13 protein-coding genes are annotated in these 15,894 nt (G+C 55.7%); 6 read left to right on the top strand and 7 right to left on the bottom strand.

Annotation, left to right across the window (positions count from 1 at the left end; genetic code table 11):
- Positions 1-7: 7 nt before the first annotated feature.
- From ubiE to udp, 3 genes are all read right to left on the bottom strand, one after another.
- A complete protein-coding gene (gene ubiE, locus IFU29_RS21250; protein ID WP_062748649.1) occupies positions 8-763 on the bottom strand; it encodes a bifunctional demethylmenaquinone methyltransferase/2-methoxy-6-polyprenyl-1,4-benzoquinol methylase UbiE in 756 nt (251 codons plus the stop codon).
- Between the two features lie 74 nt (positions 764-837).
- Positions 838-2,370: a DNA recombination protein RmuC gene (gene rmuC / locus IFU29_RS21245; protein ID WP_191935662.1), complete on the bottom strand. Its 1,533-nt coding sequence runs from the start codon at positions 2,368-2,370 to the stop codon at positions 838-840.
- Between the two features lie 176 nt (positions 2,371-2,546).
- Positions 2,547-3,308: a uridine phosphorylase gene (udp, locus tag IFU29_RS21240; RefSeq protein ID WP_062748645.1), complete on the bottom strand. Its 762-nt coding sequence runs from the start codon at positions 3,306-3,308 to the stop codon at positions 2,547-2,549.
- 296 nt (positions 3,309-3,604) lie between these two features.
- On the opposite strand from udp, the gene IFU29_RS21235 reads away from it, so the two are divergent.
- Entirely contained in the window at positions 3,605-4,441 is an 837-nt protein-coding gene (locus IFU29_RS21235; protein WP_062748643.1) for a dienelactone hydrolase family protein, read from the top strand.
- Positions 4,442-4,481: 40 nt separating this feature from the next.
- Here the strand turns inward: IFU29_RS21235 and metE are convergent, their stop codons facing one another.
- Entirely contained in the window at positions 4,482-6,770 is a 2,289-nt protein-coding gene (metE, locus tag IFU29_RS21230; RefSeq protein ID WP_191935661.1) for a 5-methyltetrahydropteroyltriglutamate--homocysteine S-methyltransferase, read from the bottom strand.
- A gap of 135 nt (positions 6,771-6,905) precedes the next feature.
- On the opposite strand from metE, the gene metR reads away from it, so the two are divergent.
- From metR to glpQ, 4 genes are all read left to right on the top strand, one after another.
- Positions 6,906-7,844 carry an HTH-type transcriptional regulator MetR gene (gene metR, locus IFU29_RS21225; protein ID WP_191935660.1) on the top strand — a complete coding sequence of 313 codons (939 nt, stop codon included), beginning with the start codon at positions 6,906-6,908 and terminating at the stop codon, positions 7,842-7,844.
- Positions 7,845-7,974: 130 nt separating this feature from the next.
- Positions 7,975-8,448: a DUF1456 family protein gene (locus IFU29_RS21220; RefSeq protein WP_191935659.1), complete on the top strand. Its 474-nt coding sequence runs from the start codon at positions 7,975-7,977 to the stop codon at positions 8,446-8,448.
- Positions 8,449-8,814: 366 nt separating this feature from the next.
- Entirely contained in the window at positions 8,815-10,161 is a 1,347-nt protein-coding gene (glpT, locus tag IFU29_RS21215; protein ID WP_191935658.1) for a glycerol-3-phosphate transporter, read from the top strand.
- A 15-nt stretch (positions 10,162-10,176) separates the two neighbouring features.
- Positions 10,177-11,226, top strand: coding sequence for a glycerophosphodiester phosphodiesterase (gene glpQ, locus IFU29_RS21210; protein ID WP_191935657.1), 1,050 nt, complete (start codon positions 10,177-10,179; stop codon positions 11,224-11,226).
- Between the two features lie 122 nt (positions 11,227-11,348).
- Here the strand turns inward: glpQ and yigL are convergent, their stop codons facing one another.
- Both yigL and pldB read right to left on the bottom strand, forming a co-directional pair.
- Entirely contained in the window at positions 11,349-12,149 is an 801-nt protein-coding gene (gene yigL / locus IFU29_RS21205; protein ID WP_191935656.1) for a sugar/pyridoxal phosphate phosphatase YigL, read from the bottom strand.
- A gap of 62 nt (positions 12,150-12,211) precedes the next feature.
- Positions 12,212-13,204 carry a lysophospholipase L2 gene (gene pldB, locus IFU29_RS21200; protein WP_191935655.1) on the bottom strand — a complete coding sequence of 331 codons (993 nt, stop codon included), beginning with the start codon at positions 13,202-13,204 and terminating at the stop codon, positions 12,212-12,214.
- Between the two features lie 114 nt (positions 13,205-13,318).
- On the opposite strand from pldB, the gene rhtB reads away from it, so the two are divergent.
- A complete protein-coding gene (gene rhtB, locus IFU29_RS21195; RefSeq protein ID WP_062748625.1) occupies positions 13,319-13,942 on the top strand; it encodes a homoserine/homoserine lactone efflux protein in 624 nt (207 codons plus the stop codon).
- A 99-nt stretch (positions 13,943-14,041) separates the two neighbouring features.
- On the opposite strand, the gene recQ is transcribed toward rhtB, so the two are convergent.
- Complete coding sequence (gene recQ / locus IFU29_RS21190) at positions 14,042-15,874, bottom strand: ATP-dependent DNA helicase RecQ (RefSeq protein WP_191935654.1); 1,833 nt, start codon at positions 15,872-15,874, stop codon at positions 14,042-14,044.
- Positions 15,875-15,894: the final 20 nt, after the last annotated feature.

Genomic DNA, 15,894 nt, shown 5'->3' with positions numbered 1-15,894 from the left:
TCCCTGCTTAAAACTTGAATCCGCGGTGCAAGGCAACGATGCCGCCCGTCAGATTGTGATACGTCGTATTTTCAAAGCCCACATCCATCATCATCTGCTTCAGGGTTTCCTGATCGGGATGCATACGGATGGATTCAGCCAGATAGCGATAGCTGCCGGCGTCTTTTGCCACCATTTCACCAATGCGCGGCAAAATGTGGAAGGAGTAAGCATCGTAGGCTTTGCTCAGGGGTTCGAACTGCGGCTTGGAGAACTCCAGCACCAGCAGACGCCCGCCTGGCTTAAGCACGCGAAACATCGAGGCCAGGGCCTTCTCTTTTTCGGTGACGTTACGCAGGCCGAACGCAATGGTAATACAGTCAAAGTAGTTATCGGGGAACGGCAGGGCTTCTGCATTCGCCTGAACATAATTCACATTACCGATAATGCCTTTGTTACGCAGCTTATCGCGGCCCACCTTCAGCATTGAGCTGTTGATATCCGCCAGTACCACCTCACCGGTTTCCCCCACCAGACGCGAGAATTTTGCGGTGAGATCGCCCGTGCCACCGGCCAGGTCCAGCACTCGCTGCCCGCGGCGCACGCCGCTGGAATCAATGGTGAAACGCTTCCAGATACGGTGAATACCGAATGACATCAGGTCATTCATCAGATCATATTTGGCCGCAACGGAATGGAAAACATCAGCCACCATATCGGCCTTTTCGTCTTTCGCAACCGTGCGATAGCCAAAGTGGGTAGTGTCCTTTGATTCATCTGCCATTTGTTTTGCCTGCTCTACAATCAAATATTTGCCAAGTGTACCAGAGTCATGAAGACCAGGCACTTGCCGAAGGTTTATTCATTGACGCGGCGAGTGAGGGCATCTGCCGCAAACTCCGGCTTGTCAGCAGGCGAGTCGTCGTCCTCGTCTCCCTCGTCATCAGCTTCAGGCAGCGCCTGCCCCACCAGCCGGGGGTTGATCGGACGCTTCACTTCAACGCCCATCTGACGGAACCCTTCGGTCTGGGCAATCAGATTACCGCGCCCTTCCGACAATTTTTTCATTGCCTGGCGGTAGCTGTCCTGAGCCTTATCAAGGTTCTGACCGATTGCACTCATATCATCGACAAACAGGCGCATTTTGTCATACAGCCTGGCGGCGCGATCGGCAATACGCTGGGCGTGGCGGCTTTGATGTTCATAACGCCACAGATTATTAATCGTGCGCAGCGCCACCAGCAGCGTGGTCGGACTCACCAGCATGATATTCTGATTCAGCGCCTCGTTGATCAGCTCCGGCTGCCGATCGATGGCCAGCAGGAATGCCGGTTCAACCGGGATAAACATCAACACATAATCCAGTGAACGTAAACCAGGTAATTGTTGGTAATCTTTTCGACTCAGCAGCCGCAAGTGCCCGCGTATCGCGGCAATATGCTCGCTAATGGCCAGCTCACGTGCGGCGTCGTCCTCGCCGTTAAAATAGCGTTCGTAGGCGACCAGCGTCATTTTTGCATCGATCACCACATCTTTGCCCTGGGGTAGCCGCACTATCACATCCGGCTGCATTCGCCCTTTCTGTTCAAGCTGAATATTCACCTGGGTTTCATACTCATGGCCTTCCCGCAGCCCGGACGCTTCCAGTACCCGGCTAAGGATCACCTCACCCCAGTTCCCCTGGGTTTTGTTATCCCCTTTCAGCGCTTTCGTCAGGTTTATCGCTTCCTGTGCCATCTGAGCATTGAGCTGTTGCAGGTTACGAATTTCATGCGCGAGGGTATGCCGCTCACGCGCCTCCTGCCCAAAGCCTTCCTGTACCTGACGGCGGAAACCCTCCAGCTGTTCACGCAGCGGTGTGATCAGACCGTGCAGGCTTTGCCGGTTTTGTTCATCCACCCGCCGGCCGCTGTTCTCAAAGATACGGTTCGCCAGGTTTTCAAATTGCGCATTAAGGCGTTGTTCACTATTAACCAACAGGCGCTGCTTTTCTTCGGCCGCCATCCGCGTCTCTTCCAGCCGGATAGTGACTTCCCGCAGTTCGGCTTCCTGAGACGCATTAATTTCCAGCTGATTTCGCAGTTCCCGGGTCAATTGCTCTGCTTCCCCACGCCAGTGATCGAGCTGATGCAGCTTCTCACCGGCGGCCGCCAGCGAACCGTGCAGCTGACGCAGCTCCTGTTCATTCTGTTTCTGCGTGTGGAGGTGAGCATCCAGTAACTGCTGCTGGCGCTGAAGTCCGGACTGAGCCTGTTCAGCTGCCTGCTGCTGTAGACGACGTTCCGTTTCGGCCTTCGCCAGCTGTTGCTGGCTGCGGATCCCGGCTATCAGCCAGCCAGCCAGTAACCCGACCAGGCCAATCCCCGCGCCATAAATGATTGATACATCCACCTTACTTCTCCTGCTGAAACCCTGACAGGGGAAAAATAGAGGCGCACTGTATGAATGTCCAGATAAAAAGCAGCGGTCTGGTCTGTAAACGCAGAATTATCGAGAGGGATCTGAATTCAGAGGCAGGAAAACGGGAGAGTAAAGGCCGTGCCACAGCACGGCCAAAGCATAAGCTATCAGATCAGGCGACGTGCGGCCTCGACGACGATTTTAACGGCATCGCTTTCGGTACGTTTCATGGTTTCCGCATCAGGGATTTCCTGCTGGGTGCGGTTCACAATCACCCCGGCCACCATCCCGGCGCGCAGGCCCTGGCTGGCGCACATGGTCAGCAGCGTTGCAGACTCCATCTCGTAGTTCAGTACGCCCATCTGCTGCCACTCTTTCATTGAGTTCTGGAAGCGGCTCACTACGCGTCCGGAGAAGGTGTCGTAGCGTTCCTGGCCCGGATAGAAGGTATCCGACGAGGCGGTGATACCAATATGGGTGGTGGCACCCGCCGCTTTCGCGGCCTCCACCAGCGCCGTGGTGCAGGTAAAGTCGGCGACGGCCGGGAATTCCAGTGGAGCAAAGTGCAGGCTGGCCCCGTCGAGGCGAACGGAACCGGTGGTCACCAGCACGTCACCGACATTAATACCCGGCTGGATCGCACCGGTGGTCCCGACGCGCAGGAAGGTCCGCACACCCAACTGCGCCAGTTCCTCCACCGCAATGGAGGTCGACGGGCCGCCGATGCCGGTGGAACAGACGATCACTGGCGTGCCAGACAGTTCAGCACGCCAGGTAGTGAATTCACGGTGTGAGGCCAGGTGGACAGGATTGTCCATCAGGGCGGCAATTTTCTTCACGCGCTCCGGGTCACCCGGCACGATGGCCAGCGTGGCGCCCTGAAGGTCGGCTTTAGTTAAGCCAAGATGGAAAACGTCAGACTGTGCCATTTGAAACTCCTGTCACGGGAAGAGGGAAGAATGAACTTAAGACTACTGTAAGGAAATCCGTCGCACTTTTATGTGATAAGCGTCGACAATACAAATGAAAATTACATTGATTACATTATAAATAGTGACACCCATCACATCATACAACCCAGCCTGACCGCTTTCACACGCCTGACCCTGTCGTTTGGGGTGATCTGATGATAAGAGATACCAGAGGTGATGTCTGACCCCGGCGCATTTCGGGCTATAGTTAAACCCTTAATGCCGATCGTATTTGTGCACGCATGGAGAGGATAATGAAAACCGACGATAACACGACGCAAGAACAGAACAATAACGGCTTCGCGCCAGCCACGCTTCCCACTGCCGCCACTACGATTACCACGGACAGCGCGGATATTCTTTCGGGTGAGACGTCAATTCCGACCCAGGGTGAGAACATGCCTGCCTTCCATGCAAAACCGCGTCATGCCGAAGGGCTGCTGCCGGTGGTGCTGGTGATTCAGGAGATCTTTGGGGTTCACGAACATATCCGCGATATCTGCCGTCGTCTGGCGGCTGAAGGTTACCTTGCGGTAGCGCCTGAACTCTATTTTCGCCAGGGCGACCCGGCGGACTATAACGATATTCCGACCTTGTTCAGTGAACTGGTGAGTCAGGTTCCGGATACTCAGGTGCTGGCCGATCTTGACCATGTTGCCAACTGGGCATCCCGTCATGGCGGTGATATGCGCAATATGGCCGCTACCGGCTTTTGCTGGGGGGGACGAATTACCTGGCTGTACGCCGCACACAATCCCCAGCTTAAAGCGGCGGTAGCCTGGTACGGCAAACTGGTGGGTGAAAAAACCATGAAACAGCAGAAACAGCCAGTCGATATCGCGGTGGATCTTAACTCCCCGGTGCTGGGCCTGTACGGCGGCAAAGACGACAGCATTCCGCAGGAGAGTGTGGAAACCATGCGCCAGGCACTGCGGGCGGCCAATGCCACGGCGGAAATTATCGTTTATCCTGATGCCGGCCATGCCTTTAATGCCGACTATCGCCCGAGCTACCATGCCGAATCCGCTCAGGACGGCTGGCAGCGTATGCTGGCCTGGTTTAAGCAGCATGGCGTTGCGCCAAAAGCGTAAAAAAACAGGGGCGCCATGCGCCCCTCGTTGATAACCGCCATCACAACACCGGGAATGATGCGCTCTGTGCATTACGCAGGTTGTGCGCCGCTTTGACCATGTTGGCCAGTGCCTGACGGGTTTCAGTCCAGCCGCGGGTTTTCAGGCCGCAGTCCGGGTTCACCCACAGTCGCTCAGGCGGAATGCGCTGTGCGGCCTTGCGTAGTAGTGCTTCCATCCACGCCACATCAGGCACGTTCGGCGAGTGAATGTCGTACACCCCGGGGCCGATGTCATTCGGATACTCAAACTCCTCAAACGACTCCAGCAGTTCCATATCCGAACGTGAGGTTTCGATGGTGATCACATCCGCATCCAGGGCGGCAATGGACTCCATGATGTCATTGAACTCGCAGTAACACATATGGGTGTGGATCTGGGTGTCATCCTTCGCCACGGCGGCGTTGAGGCGGAAGGCGTCTACCGCCCATGCCAGATAGGCAGACCAGTCGGAACGGTGCAGCGGTAACCCTTCGCGCAGGGCCGGTTCGTCGATCTGAATAATACCAATGCCGGCGTTTTCAAGATCTACCACTTCATCACGCAGCGCCAGTGCAATCTGTTTAGCAATGGTTTCCCGGGACACATCTTCGCGAGGGAACGACCAGCACAGAATGGTGACCGGACCGGTCAGCATGCCTTTCACCGGTTTATCAGTCAGGGACTGTGCGTATTTCGCCCACTCAACGGTGATCGCGTCAGGACGGCTGACGTCACCGATAATCACCGGCGGTTTCACACAGCGTGAACCGTAGCTTTGCACCCAGCCATTCTGGGTGAAGATGAACCCGTCGAGGTTTTCACCAAAATACTCCACCATATCGTTACGCTCTGCCTCTCCGTGAACCAGCACGTCCAGCCCCAGTCGCTCCTGCTCTGCAATCGCCTGTCTGATGTGGCTGGCGATGCCGGTACGATAGTGGCTGCCGTCCAGTCTTCCCTGTTTAAAATCAAGCCGCAGGCCGCGAATTTCAGTGGTTTGTGGGAAAGAACCGATAGTGGTGGTGGGCCAGGCTGGCAGCTGAAAACGCTGGCGCTGGGCATGCGCACGTACCGGATAGGGGCTGTTACGCTGGCTGTCTCGGGCCGTAATAGCGGCCAGGCGCTGACCCACTGCCGCATTGTGTACGCGGGAGGAGTGCTGACGGGCACGGATCGGCGCGCTCCAGGCTTCCAGGGAGCCAGGATCATTATGATTCAGGGCGTTACTTAACAGCGACAGCTCGGCACACTTTTGCAGGGCAAACGCGAACCAGCTTTTCACTTCATCATCGAGACGGGTTTCGACGCTGAGGTCAATGGGGCTGTGCAGCAGCGAACAGGACGATCCGATCCACAGCTGTTTGCGCGTGGCCACCAGCGGCTGCAGGCGCTCAAACCAGCGGCTCAGGTCGGCACGCCAGACATTACGGCCGTTAATCACACCAACGGAGAGTACCCAGTCTGCCGGCACCGTACGGTTCAGTACCGTGATGTCGTCTTTGCCGTGAACCAGGTCAACGTGCAGGCCCTGTACCGGCAGCGCGGTAATGGTGTCGAGGTTCTGACCGATGCTGTCAAAGTAGGTGGTCAGCAGCAGTCGCGTCTCCCCCTGCAGGGCAGTGTAAGCAGGTTTAAAGGCCGCCAGCCACTCAGGGGGCAGCTCCAGCGCCAGGGCAGGCTCGTCGATCTGCACCCATTCAATACCCCGCTTAGCCAGTTCGGCCAGCACCTGCTGGTAGACCGGCAGAATATCGTTCAGCAGGCTCAGGCGGTCAAAAGCGTCCCCTTTCACCTTGCCCAGCCACAGATAGGTCACCGGACCAAGCAAAACGGGTTTCACGTTATGTCCCAACGCCAGTGCTTCATCCACTTCCTCCAGCAGCTGGGCCCAGGTCAGTCTGAACTGCTGGCCCTGAACAAACTCCGGAACCATATAGTGATAGTTCGTGTTAAACCATTTGGTCATTTCTGCCGCTGCCGCCGGTTCACCGGTCGGCGCACGGCCACGCCCGATCCGGAATAGCGTATCAAGGTCAACTGAGCCATCTTTATTCTGATGACGCGACGGAACGTTACCCAGCAGCAGGCTGGTGGTCAGAACATGATCGTACCAGGCAAAATCGCCCACTGGCAGCAGGTTAACGCCGGCGTCTTTCTGCTGTTGCCAGTGGCGGGCACGCAGTTCGCGGCCGGTGGCCAGCAGCGCTTCCCGCGAGCTGTTGCCTGCCCAGTAGCTTTCCTGCGCTTTTTTCAGTTCGCGACGCAGACCAACGCGGGGGAAGCCGAGAGTATGGTTAAGAATCGTCATCAGTTGTGCCTCGTTAGTTAACCTATGCTGCACCAGTCAGTGCATTTAGCCATCCAGATGTTTACACCGCTATATTGTGCAGGTACTGTATTATCCACAAGCGCAAAATATTCACCGTCGATGTGAAGGACTCTCATGATCGAACTTAAACACCTGCGGACGTTGCAGGCCCTGCGAACAACGGGTTCGCTTGCCGCAGCAGCGGCTCAGCTGCATCAAACGCAGTCAGCGTTATCTCATCAGTTCAGTGACCTGGAGCAGCGTCTGGGTTTCCGGCTGTTTGTGCGTAAAAGCCAGCCTCTGCGTTTTACCCCCCAGGGCGACATACTGTTGCAGCTGGCGGAGCAGGTGTTGCCCCAAATCCAGCAGGCGCTGCAGGCCTGCCATGAACCTCACCAGACCACGCTGCGTATCGCGATCGAATGCCATAGCTGCATTCAGTGGCTGACCCCCGCGCTGAACAATTTCCGCCAGAGTTGGCCGCAGGTAGTGATGGATTTCAAATCGGGGGTGACGTTCGACCCGCAACCTGCCCTTCAGCAGGGGGAACTCGATGTGGTACTGACATCGGATATTTTGCCGCGCAGCGGGTTGTTCTATGCGCCGATGTTTGATTTTGAGGTACGCCTGGTGCTGGCACCTGACCACCCTCTGGCGCAGAAAGACCATATTTCCCCCGAGGACCTGGCCCGGGAAGTGTTGCTGATCTATCCGGTACAGCGACAGCGCCTGGATATCTGGCGGCATTTCCTGCAGCCCGCCGGCGTCAGCCCGACGCTGAAAAGCGTGGATAATACGCTGCTGCTGATCCAGATGGTTTCAGCGCAGATGGGGATTGCCGCGCTGCCACACTGGGTAGTGGAGAGTTTCGAGCATCAGGGACTGGTGGTCACCAAGGCGCTGGGGGAAGGGCTCTGGAGCCGCCTGTACGCTGCAGTACGCGACGGTGAACAGCGCCAGCCGGTCGTGGAGGCCTTTATTCGTTCTGCCCGCCAGCACGCCTGCGATCATCTGCCACGGGTGCGCGATGCTTCGCGCCCTGGCATTCCACACCCTTCCGTCAGCCATCCGTAGGTTTTCGGCGTCAGCGCAGCGCTGGCGGAGAGGAGGGCTCAGGTCAGACCCATCCGCTATCGCAGATGCAGCCTGAGGTATGACGGGTTATACTGCGCGCACTGCAATTGTTTCACTACAGAGAGACCCTATGACCAATAACGATGTCCTGCGCAGCGTGCGTTACATGCTGAATTTAAGCGATGCTAAAGTGGTAAGCATTCTGGCGCTGGCAGAGAGCGAAGTGACCGAAGCCGAAGTACACAGCTTCCTGAAAAAAGAGGATGAAGCCGGCTTCCGCCCCTGCCCCGATGTCATCATGGGTTATTTTCTCAATGGCCTTATTTTTGAGCGTCGCGGGAAAAGTGAAGATGCCCCCGCGCCTTCAATTGAACGTAAAATGACCAACAATATTCTGATGAAGAAGCTGCGTGTGGCCTTTGACCTGAAAACCACTGATATTCTGGAACTGCTGAAAAGTGCAGACTTTGCGGTTGGACAGTCCGAGATTGGTGCGATCTTCCGTAAACCCGGGCATAAAAATTATCGTGAGTGTGGCGACCAGATCCTGCGTAATTTCCTTAAGGGCCTGACCATGAAAATCCGCCCGGCCAAAAAAGTCTAAGTTCTTCATGACAGATTAACGTCACCTGATGGCGTTAATCTTTGCGCTCATCAGCGAACCCGCCACCTTCCTTTTAGAACATTTTCACTCATCAAACGAAAGCCACACTCACTGTGCGGAATTACTTTTGTGACTATAATCACACTTTATAGTTTCATGGTGAAAATAAATCACCATTTTGTGATGTAGATATAGCCATTCCGTCATAAAACTGTAACATTTGCGCCTTTCTTCACAGTCAGCTTTTCTGATAACGACTACGCTATGCGCGAAATAGAACATTTACCCCTGATGACTCGGGTTAATGTTTCCTTTATCTGCGCATTCGAAGCCGGATAACAGACTTTCGAGCCATGGGAGGCCAAAATGTTAAGTTTTTTCAAACCCGCTGCACATCAGCCCCGCGTTGATGACAGCCGCGTTGATCCGTTATATCGCAAGCTACGTTGGCAGATCTTTCTGGGGATATTCTTCGGTTATGCTGCCTATTATCTGGTGCGTAAAAACTTCACCCTGGCAATGCCCTACCTGGTTGAACAGGGCTTCTCACGCGGTGATCTGGGCTTTGCGCTGTCCGGTATCTCTATCGCCTACGGTTTTTCAAAATTCATCATGGGTTCGGTGTCTGATCGCTCCAACCCACGCGTTTTCCTGCCTGCCGGTCTGATCCTGGCCGCTGCCGTGATGCTGTTTATGGGCTTCGTCCCCTGGGCCACATCCAGCATTATGGTGATGTTTGTTCTGTTATTCCTCTGCGGATGGTTCCAGGGAATGGGCTGGCCACCGTGCGGTCGTACTATGGTGCACTGGTGGTCACAGAAAGAACGCGGCGGCATCGTTTCCGTCTGGAACTGTGCGCATAACGTCGGTGGCGGCATCCCGCCACTGCTGTTCCTGCTGGGTATGGCCTGGTTTAACGACTGGAAAGCGGCGCTGTATATGCCTGCCTTCGGGGCCATTCTCATTGCGATTATTGCCTTTGCGCTGATGCGTGATACGCCGCAGTCCTGTGGCCTGCCACCGATCGAAGAGTATAAAAATGATTACCCGCCTGACTACGATGAGAAACATGAAAACGAGCTGACCGCAAAGCAGATCTTTATGCAGTACATTCTGCCGAACAAGCTGCTGTGGTATATCGCCCTGGCCAACGTGTTTGTTTATCTGCTGCGCTACGGCATTCTTGACTGGTCACCGACCTACCTGAAAGAAGTGAAACACTTCACGCTGGATAAATCCTCGTGGGCTTACTTCTTCTACGAATACGCAGGTATTCCCGGCACGCTGCTGTGTGGCTGGATGTCCGATAAGGTCTTCAAAGGTAACCGTGGTGCCACCGGCGTATTCTTTATGGTACTGGTGACCATCGCCACTGTGGTGTACTGGATGAACCCGGCAGGCAATCCTGGCGTGGATATGGCCTGCATGATGGTGATTGGCTTCCTGATCTATGGTCCGGTAATGCTGATTGGCCTGCATGCCCTTGAGCTGGCACCGAAAAAAGCAGCGGGTACCGCCGCTGGCTTCACCGGTCTGTTTGGCTACCTCGGGGGCTCCGTTGCCGCCAGCGCTATCGTCGGTTACACCGTCGATTACTTTGGCTGGGACGGCGGCTTTATCATCATGATCGGCGGCTGTGTGCTGGCAGTGATCCTGCTGGCGATGACCATGATGAGCGAGAAAAAACACAAACAGGGACTGAACTCACTCTGATCGGGACGGGTAATTATGTTGAAAAACGTTATCGCAACCGTGTTACTGACCACCTCACTCGCGGCGACAGCCGCGAGTACCTCGCCGCTGGTGATTGCTCATCGCGGTGCCAGTGGCTACCTGCCCGAGCACAGCCTGCCGGCGAAAGCGATGGCTTACGCGCAGGGGGCTGACTATCTTGAGCAGGATTTGGTGATGACCAAAGACGATCGCCTGGTGGTGCTGCATGACCACTATCTCGATCGGGTGACCGATGTTGCCAGCCGCTTTCCGCACCGTGCGCGGGCCGACGGACGTTATTACGCGATTGATTTTACTCTAGCCGAGATAAAAAGCCTGGCCTTCACGGAAGGCTTCAGCATAGAACAGGGTAAAAAAGTCCAGACCTTCCCGGGGCGTTTCCCGATGGATAAATCAGACTTCCGCGTCCACACCTTCGAGGAGGAACTGGAGTTTATCCAGGGGCTGAACCACTCAACGGGCAGGAACATCGGTATTTATACTGAGATTAAAGCCCCGTGGTTCCACCGTAAAGAAGGAAAGGATATCTCGGCAAAAGTGCTGGATGTGCTGAAGCAGTACGGCTACACCGGCAAAAACGATAAAGTTTTTTTACAGTGCTTTGACTTTAACGAAGTGAAGCGTATCAAGACCGAACTGGAGCCGCAGCGCGGTATGAACCTGAAACTGGTCCAGCTGATCGCCTATACCAAATGGGACGAAACGCAGGAGCAGAGAAACGGTCAGTGGGTAAACTACGATTACGACTGGATGTTTAAACCGGGCGCGATGAAAACTCTTGCGCAGTACGCCGACGGTATCGGACCTGACTACCATATGCTGGTGGCTGACGGTGCTAAAACAGGCAAGGTCACGCTAACCGGCATGGTGCAGGAGGCCCACCAGAATCATCTGGTGGTACACCCTTATACCGTTCGGGCAGACCAGTTACCGCCCTACGTCAGCAACGTCGACCAGCTCTACGACCTGCTGTACAACAAAGCCGGAGTCGATGGACTGTTTACTGACTTCCCGGATAAGGCTGTTCACTTCCTGAAACGCTAAACCACCGGGCCGATCGAAACAGTGGATCGGCCCGCAAGGTTGACCGGAAAAAGGGCCGACCGCTACCGCTCAGTATTGCTGGCCGGACAGCGGGATGCCCTGCTTCTGTATCTGCCGCCCCATCAGACGTTAAATAATGTCCGCAGGTAGTTGGGTACGGCCTGGTCCGCATTCGAACCGATCACTTCCAGCTCAGGCAGGATATCTTTCAGGCGCTGGTGAGAGTTACTCATGATGCAGCCTTTGCCCGCCATACTGAGCATCTCTTTATCATTCATGCCATCCCCGAACGCGATGCACTCCTGCAGCGAGTAACCCAGTGATTTAGAGACCGCGTCCAGCGCATGTCCTTTCGACACGCCGCCGGCCATCACTTCCAGACAGGTTGGCAGTGAGAAGCTGACGTTCACCCGATCGCCCCAGCGCGCCATCAGCGCCTGCTCAAGCGGGACCAGCAGTTCAGGGATCGCACAGGTAAAGAACACCTTGCTGATGCCGTCGGTCGCCAGTTGCCCGGGCTGATAAACCTGGTAGTTGAAGTCAGACTCGCGGAAAAAATCCATCTCATCCGGGCGGTGGCGGTTCAGAAACCACTCTTCATCCCGGTACACGTTGGTATAAATATCCGGGTTGCTGTGCTGCAGAGCAAACAGCTCAAGCGCAATATCTTCATCAAGATTATGGCTGAATACCAGCTCACCCGCCGTGTTGTGCACGCGCGCGCCGTTAGAGGTGATCATATAGGCATCAATACCCAGGCTATCGCGCATTTGGGCCACGTCAATATAGTGGCGGCCCGTAGCGAAGATAAAATGTATGCCTTTGCGGGTCAGCAACTGCAACGTCTCGCGAGCATAGGAAGAGAGCGTGTGGTCGGGTGACAGCAGCGTGCCATCCAGGTCTGAAGCAACAATACGGTACATAACACCTCTGGTTAATATTTTCTGACGGGCAGCATCACCCACCGGTATAGCATTCTGCCCGCTCAGGGGTGGCGGGAAAAAAAGGCCAGGATGGCATCCAGCGCTCTGGCGCGCATGCTGTCTTTCTCGAACAGGATCTCATGGCGGGCCCCCTCAATCACCATCGGTCTGCCGCCTTCACAGGGCTGACCTGCAGCCACCATCGTCTGACAGAACAAATCCTGCGCACGGTTATCAACGACTTTATCGTCAGCAGCCTGCAGCAGCAGCAGGGGCGTCGATATCTGCGCCGCCTGGCTTAGAATACTGTGCCCGGCACGCACCCCTTCGCGCACCCAGTGATAGGTCGGGCCACCCACCCGCAGTCCCGGGTCGTCGGCATAAAAGCGCAGATTACGGCGATAGCGTTCGCGACTGTGCGTAAGTTCATTGATGGCAAACGGTCGGGCATGCCATTTCCCGGTGCCCAGCGCATAGCCTTCGCGCATAGCCGGGTATTTTTCCGCCCAGTTAAGGATCGAATGGGCCATCCATAAGGGCATGGGCAGGAAAATACCGAACATCGGTGACGCGAGCGCCACGGCATTAAACGCCGCAGGCTGTCGTGCCAGCATCAGGGCCAGTATTGCCCCGCCCATCGAATGGGCCAGCGCATAGCGATGGCGGTAGTGACGGGCCACAATCTCTTTCAGATAGAGCGTTTCCAGATCATCGACATAATCTTCAAACTCGACGACATGACCACGGTGTGAATCCTGCAGCAGACGCCCCGATCGCCCCTGCCCCCGATGATCCATAATGATCACATCGTAGCCACTGTGGAACAGATCATAGGCCAGCTCCGGGTATTTCACATAGCTTTCAATACGCCCCGGGCAAAGCAGGATAACTTTATCGTGTTGCGGCGAGATGAAGCGCACATAGCGGATCGGCACGTTTTCGACACCCGCAAATTCGTCCTCTTCGCGCAGCTTCCAGAAATCCAGCAACGGGCCGGTAGCAAAAGCCGCGAAGGCTTTTTCGCGCGTCAGCCAGTTGTGTTTATGATGTTCCATCGGACTTTTTCCAGAAGGGGTATTGCCCTAAAAAAAGGAGCAGGGTTCCCCATAGCGCCATGTTCAACAATAACGTATTGTGTCACAAATGAGCGTTTTTCGGGAGCTTTACCCATGACCATCGAATGGTGGCTGACCTATCTGTTAACAACCTGTATTTTAAGTTTGTCGCCGGGCTCCGGGGCTATCAATACCATGAGTACCGGGATCAGCCACGGCTACCGTGGTGCCGTCGCGTCAATTTCCGGCCTTCAGGTCGGCTTGTCGCTGCACATTGTGCTGGTAGGCATTGGTCTGGGTGCACTGTTTTCACAATCACTCCTGGCCTTTGAGATCCTGAAGTGGGCAGGAGCCGCCTATCTGGTCTGGCTGGGCATCCAGCAGTGGCGTTCTGCCGGGGCAATCGACCTGAACGCAGTGGCAAAAGCGATGCCACGCCGCAGGCTGTTCAAACGCGCTGTGCTGGTGAACCTGACGAACCCGAAAAGCATTGTGTTTCTGGCCGCGCTGTTCCCGCAGTTTATCCTGCCACACCAGCCGCAGGCGATGCAGTACCTGGTGCTGGGCATCACCACCGTGGTGGTCGATATTATCGTGATGATCGGTTATGCCACGCTGGCGACGCGCATTGCGGTGTGGATCAAAGGTCCGCATCAGATGAAATTGCTTAACCGGATATTTGGGGGTTTGTTTATTGCGGTGGGGGCACTGCTGGCGTCGGCACGCAGAATCGCCTGACAACAAGGGCCGACCGGAAAAGAAGGTCGGCCCCTACGGGATATCATGGAGAACGGTTGAATCGACATCACGACCGGAAAAATTGGCCCGGATTAATAATTAATCCTCGTCCACACCGTCGACATGCTCTTTGATCATCACCAGGAATGGCTTGCCAAAGCGCTCCAGCTTCTTCTGTCCGACCCCGTTCACACTCAGCATTTCTGACGCCGTCAGCGGCATCTGTTCAGCCATTTCAATCAGTGTCGCATCGTTAAATACCACGTACGGCGGGACATTCACATCATCCGCTATCGACTTACGCAGCTTACGCAGTTTTGCAAACAGCTTGCGGTCATAGCTACCGGCATAGGATTTCTGGCTGCTGTTACGAGGCTTAATGGTGACCAGGCGCGGTACGGCCAGCATCAGCGGCACTTCGCCGCGCAGCGTCGGGCGCGCAGCTTCCGTCAGCTGTAAAGCCGAATGCATGGCGATATTTTGCGTCACCAGCCCCAGATGAATCAGCTGGCGCAGCACGCTGGTCCAGTGCTCGTGGCTCTGTTCACGCCCAATGCCATACACCGGTAATTTATCGTGCTGCATGTCACGAATTCGCTGGTTATTCGCCCCGCGCAGGATCTCGACGATATAGCCCATGCCGAAGCGCTGTCCAACACGATAGATACAGGAGAGTGCTTTTTGTGCCTCCACCAGACCATCATAACGGCGCGGCGGATCGAGGCAGATATCGCAGTTGTCACAGGCCTGCTGCCGGCCTTCACCAAAGTAGTTCAGCAACACCAGGCGACGGCAGGTCTGCGCTTCTGCAAAGGCTCCCATTGCATTCAGCTTATGCCGCTCAATATCCTGCAGCGGCCCCGGCGCTTTCTCCTCAAGGCACTTACGCAGCCAGGCCATATCAGCCGGATCGTACAGCAGCAGCGCCTCGGCAGGCAGACCATCACGCCCGGCACGGCCGGTTTCCTGATAGTAGGATTCAATGTTGCGCGGGATATCGAAGTGCACCACAAAACGTACGTTGGGTTTGTTGATCCCCATACCAAAAGCCACGGTCGCGACGACGATTTGCAGGTCATCACGCTGGAAGGCTTCCTGTACGTGGGCGCGATGCGCGTTATCCATACCGGCATGATAAGCCCCAACGCTGAGGCCACGGCTTTGCAGTCGGGCGGCGGTGTCTTCCACCTTTGCCCGGCTGTTACAGTAAATGATGCCGCACTTACCGCGCTGATCCTGCACGTAGCGCAGCAGCTGTTCGGTCGGTTTGAATTTTTCCACCAGCGTGTAACGAATATTCGGCCGGTCAAAGCTGCTGATCTGGATCAGCGGATCGTCCAGCTGCAGCAGTCGGGCGATATCGTTACGGGTGGTTTCATCAGCGGTGGCGGTCAGTGCCATCACCGGCACATCAGGCAGCCGCTGACGCAGCTGACCCAGTGCACCGTATTCAGGGCGGAAATCATGCCCCCACTGGGAAATACAGTGGGCTTCATCCACCGCCAGCATGGCCGGGTTCCAGTGCATCAGCTGCTCAAGGAAGTTGTCCATCATCAGGCGCTCAGGGGCGATGTAGAGCAGGCGGATTCTGCCAGTGCGGCACCCGGCCATCACCTCTTGCTGCTCTTCACGATTTTGCGTCGAGTTAAGGCACGCAGCCGATACACCGTTGGCCAGCAGCTGATCCACCTGATCTTTCATCAGGGAGATCAGCGGTGACACCACCAGCGTCAGACCTTCGCGCACCAGCGCAGGGATCTGATAGCAGAGGGATTTTCCTCCGCCGGTCGGCATCACCACCAGACAGTCTCGCCCGTTCAGCGACTCCTGAATGATGTTCTGTTGTCCAGGGCGAAACTGCTGATAGCCGAAGGTCTCACGTAATACCTGCTCTGCCAGCGTTTCTTTATTGATCACTGCTGCCGTAGACACATCGTCCCCAAATCTGTAAT

Source organism: Erwinia persicina (assembly GCF_014838825.1).
In the GTDB taxonomy this organism is placed as follows: Bacteria; Pseudomonadota; Gammaproteobacteria; order Enterobacterales; family Enterobacteriaceae; genus Erwinia; species Erwinia persicina_A.
This window is presented reverse-complemented; position numbering and strand designations above follow the sequence as displayed.

Excerpts from the sequence above, each read along its gene's own strand:
- ubiE (WP_062748649.1), bottom strand. The coding sequence starts at position 763 with ATGGCAGATGAATCAAAGGACACTACCCACTTTGGCTATCGCACGGTT.
- udp (WP_062748645.1), bottom strand. The coding sequence starts at position 3,308 with ATGGCACAGTCTGACGTTTTCCATCTTGGCTTAACTAAAGCCGACCTT.
- IFU29_RS21235 (WP_062748643.1), top strand. The coding sequence starts at position 3,605 with ATGAAAACCGACGATAACACGACGCAAGAACAGAACAATAACGGCTTC.
- metE (WP_191935661.1), bottom strand. The coding sequence starts at position 6,770 with ATGACGATTCTTAACCATACTCTCGGCTTCCCCCGCGTTGGTCTGCGT.
- metR (WP_191935660.1), top strand. The coding sequence starts at position 6,906 with ATGATCGAACTTAAACACCTGCGGACGTTGCAGGCCCTGCGAACAACG.
- IFU29_RS21220 (WP_191935659.1), top strand. The coding sequence starts at position 7,975 with ATGACCAATAACGATGTCCTGCGCAGCGTGCGTTACATGCTGAATTTA.
- glpT (WP_191935658.1), top strand. The coding sequence starts at position 8,815 with ATGTTAAGTTTTTTCAAACCCGCTGCACATCAGCCCCGCGTTGATGAC.
- glpQ (WP_191935657.1), top strand. The coding sequence starts at position 10,177 with ATGTTGAAAAACGTTATCGCAACCGTGTTACTGACCACCTCACTCGCG.
- yigL (WP_191935656.1), bottom strand. The coding sequence starts at position 12,149 with ATGTACCGTATTGTTGCTTCAGACCTGGATGGCACGCTGCTGTCACCC.
- pldB (WP_191935655.1), bottom strand. The coding sequence starts at position 13,204 with ATGGAACATCATAAACACAACTGGCTGACGCGCGAAAAAGCCTTCGCG.
- rhtB (WP_062748625.1), top strand. The coding sequence starts at position 13,319 with ATGACCATCGAATGGTGGCTGACCTATCTGTTAACAACCTGTATTTTA.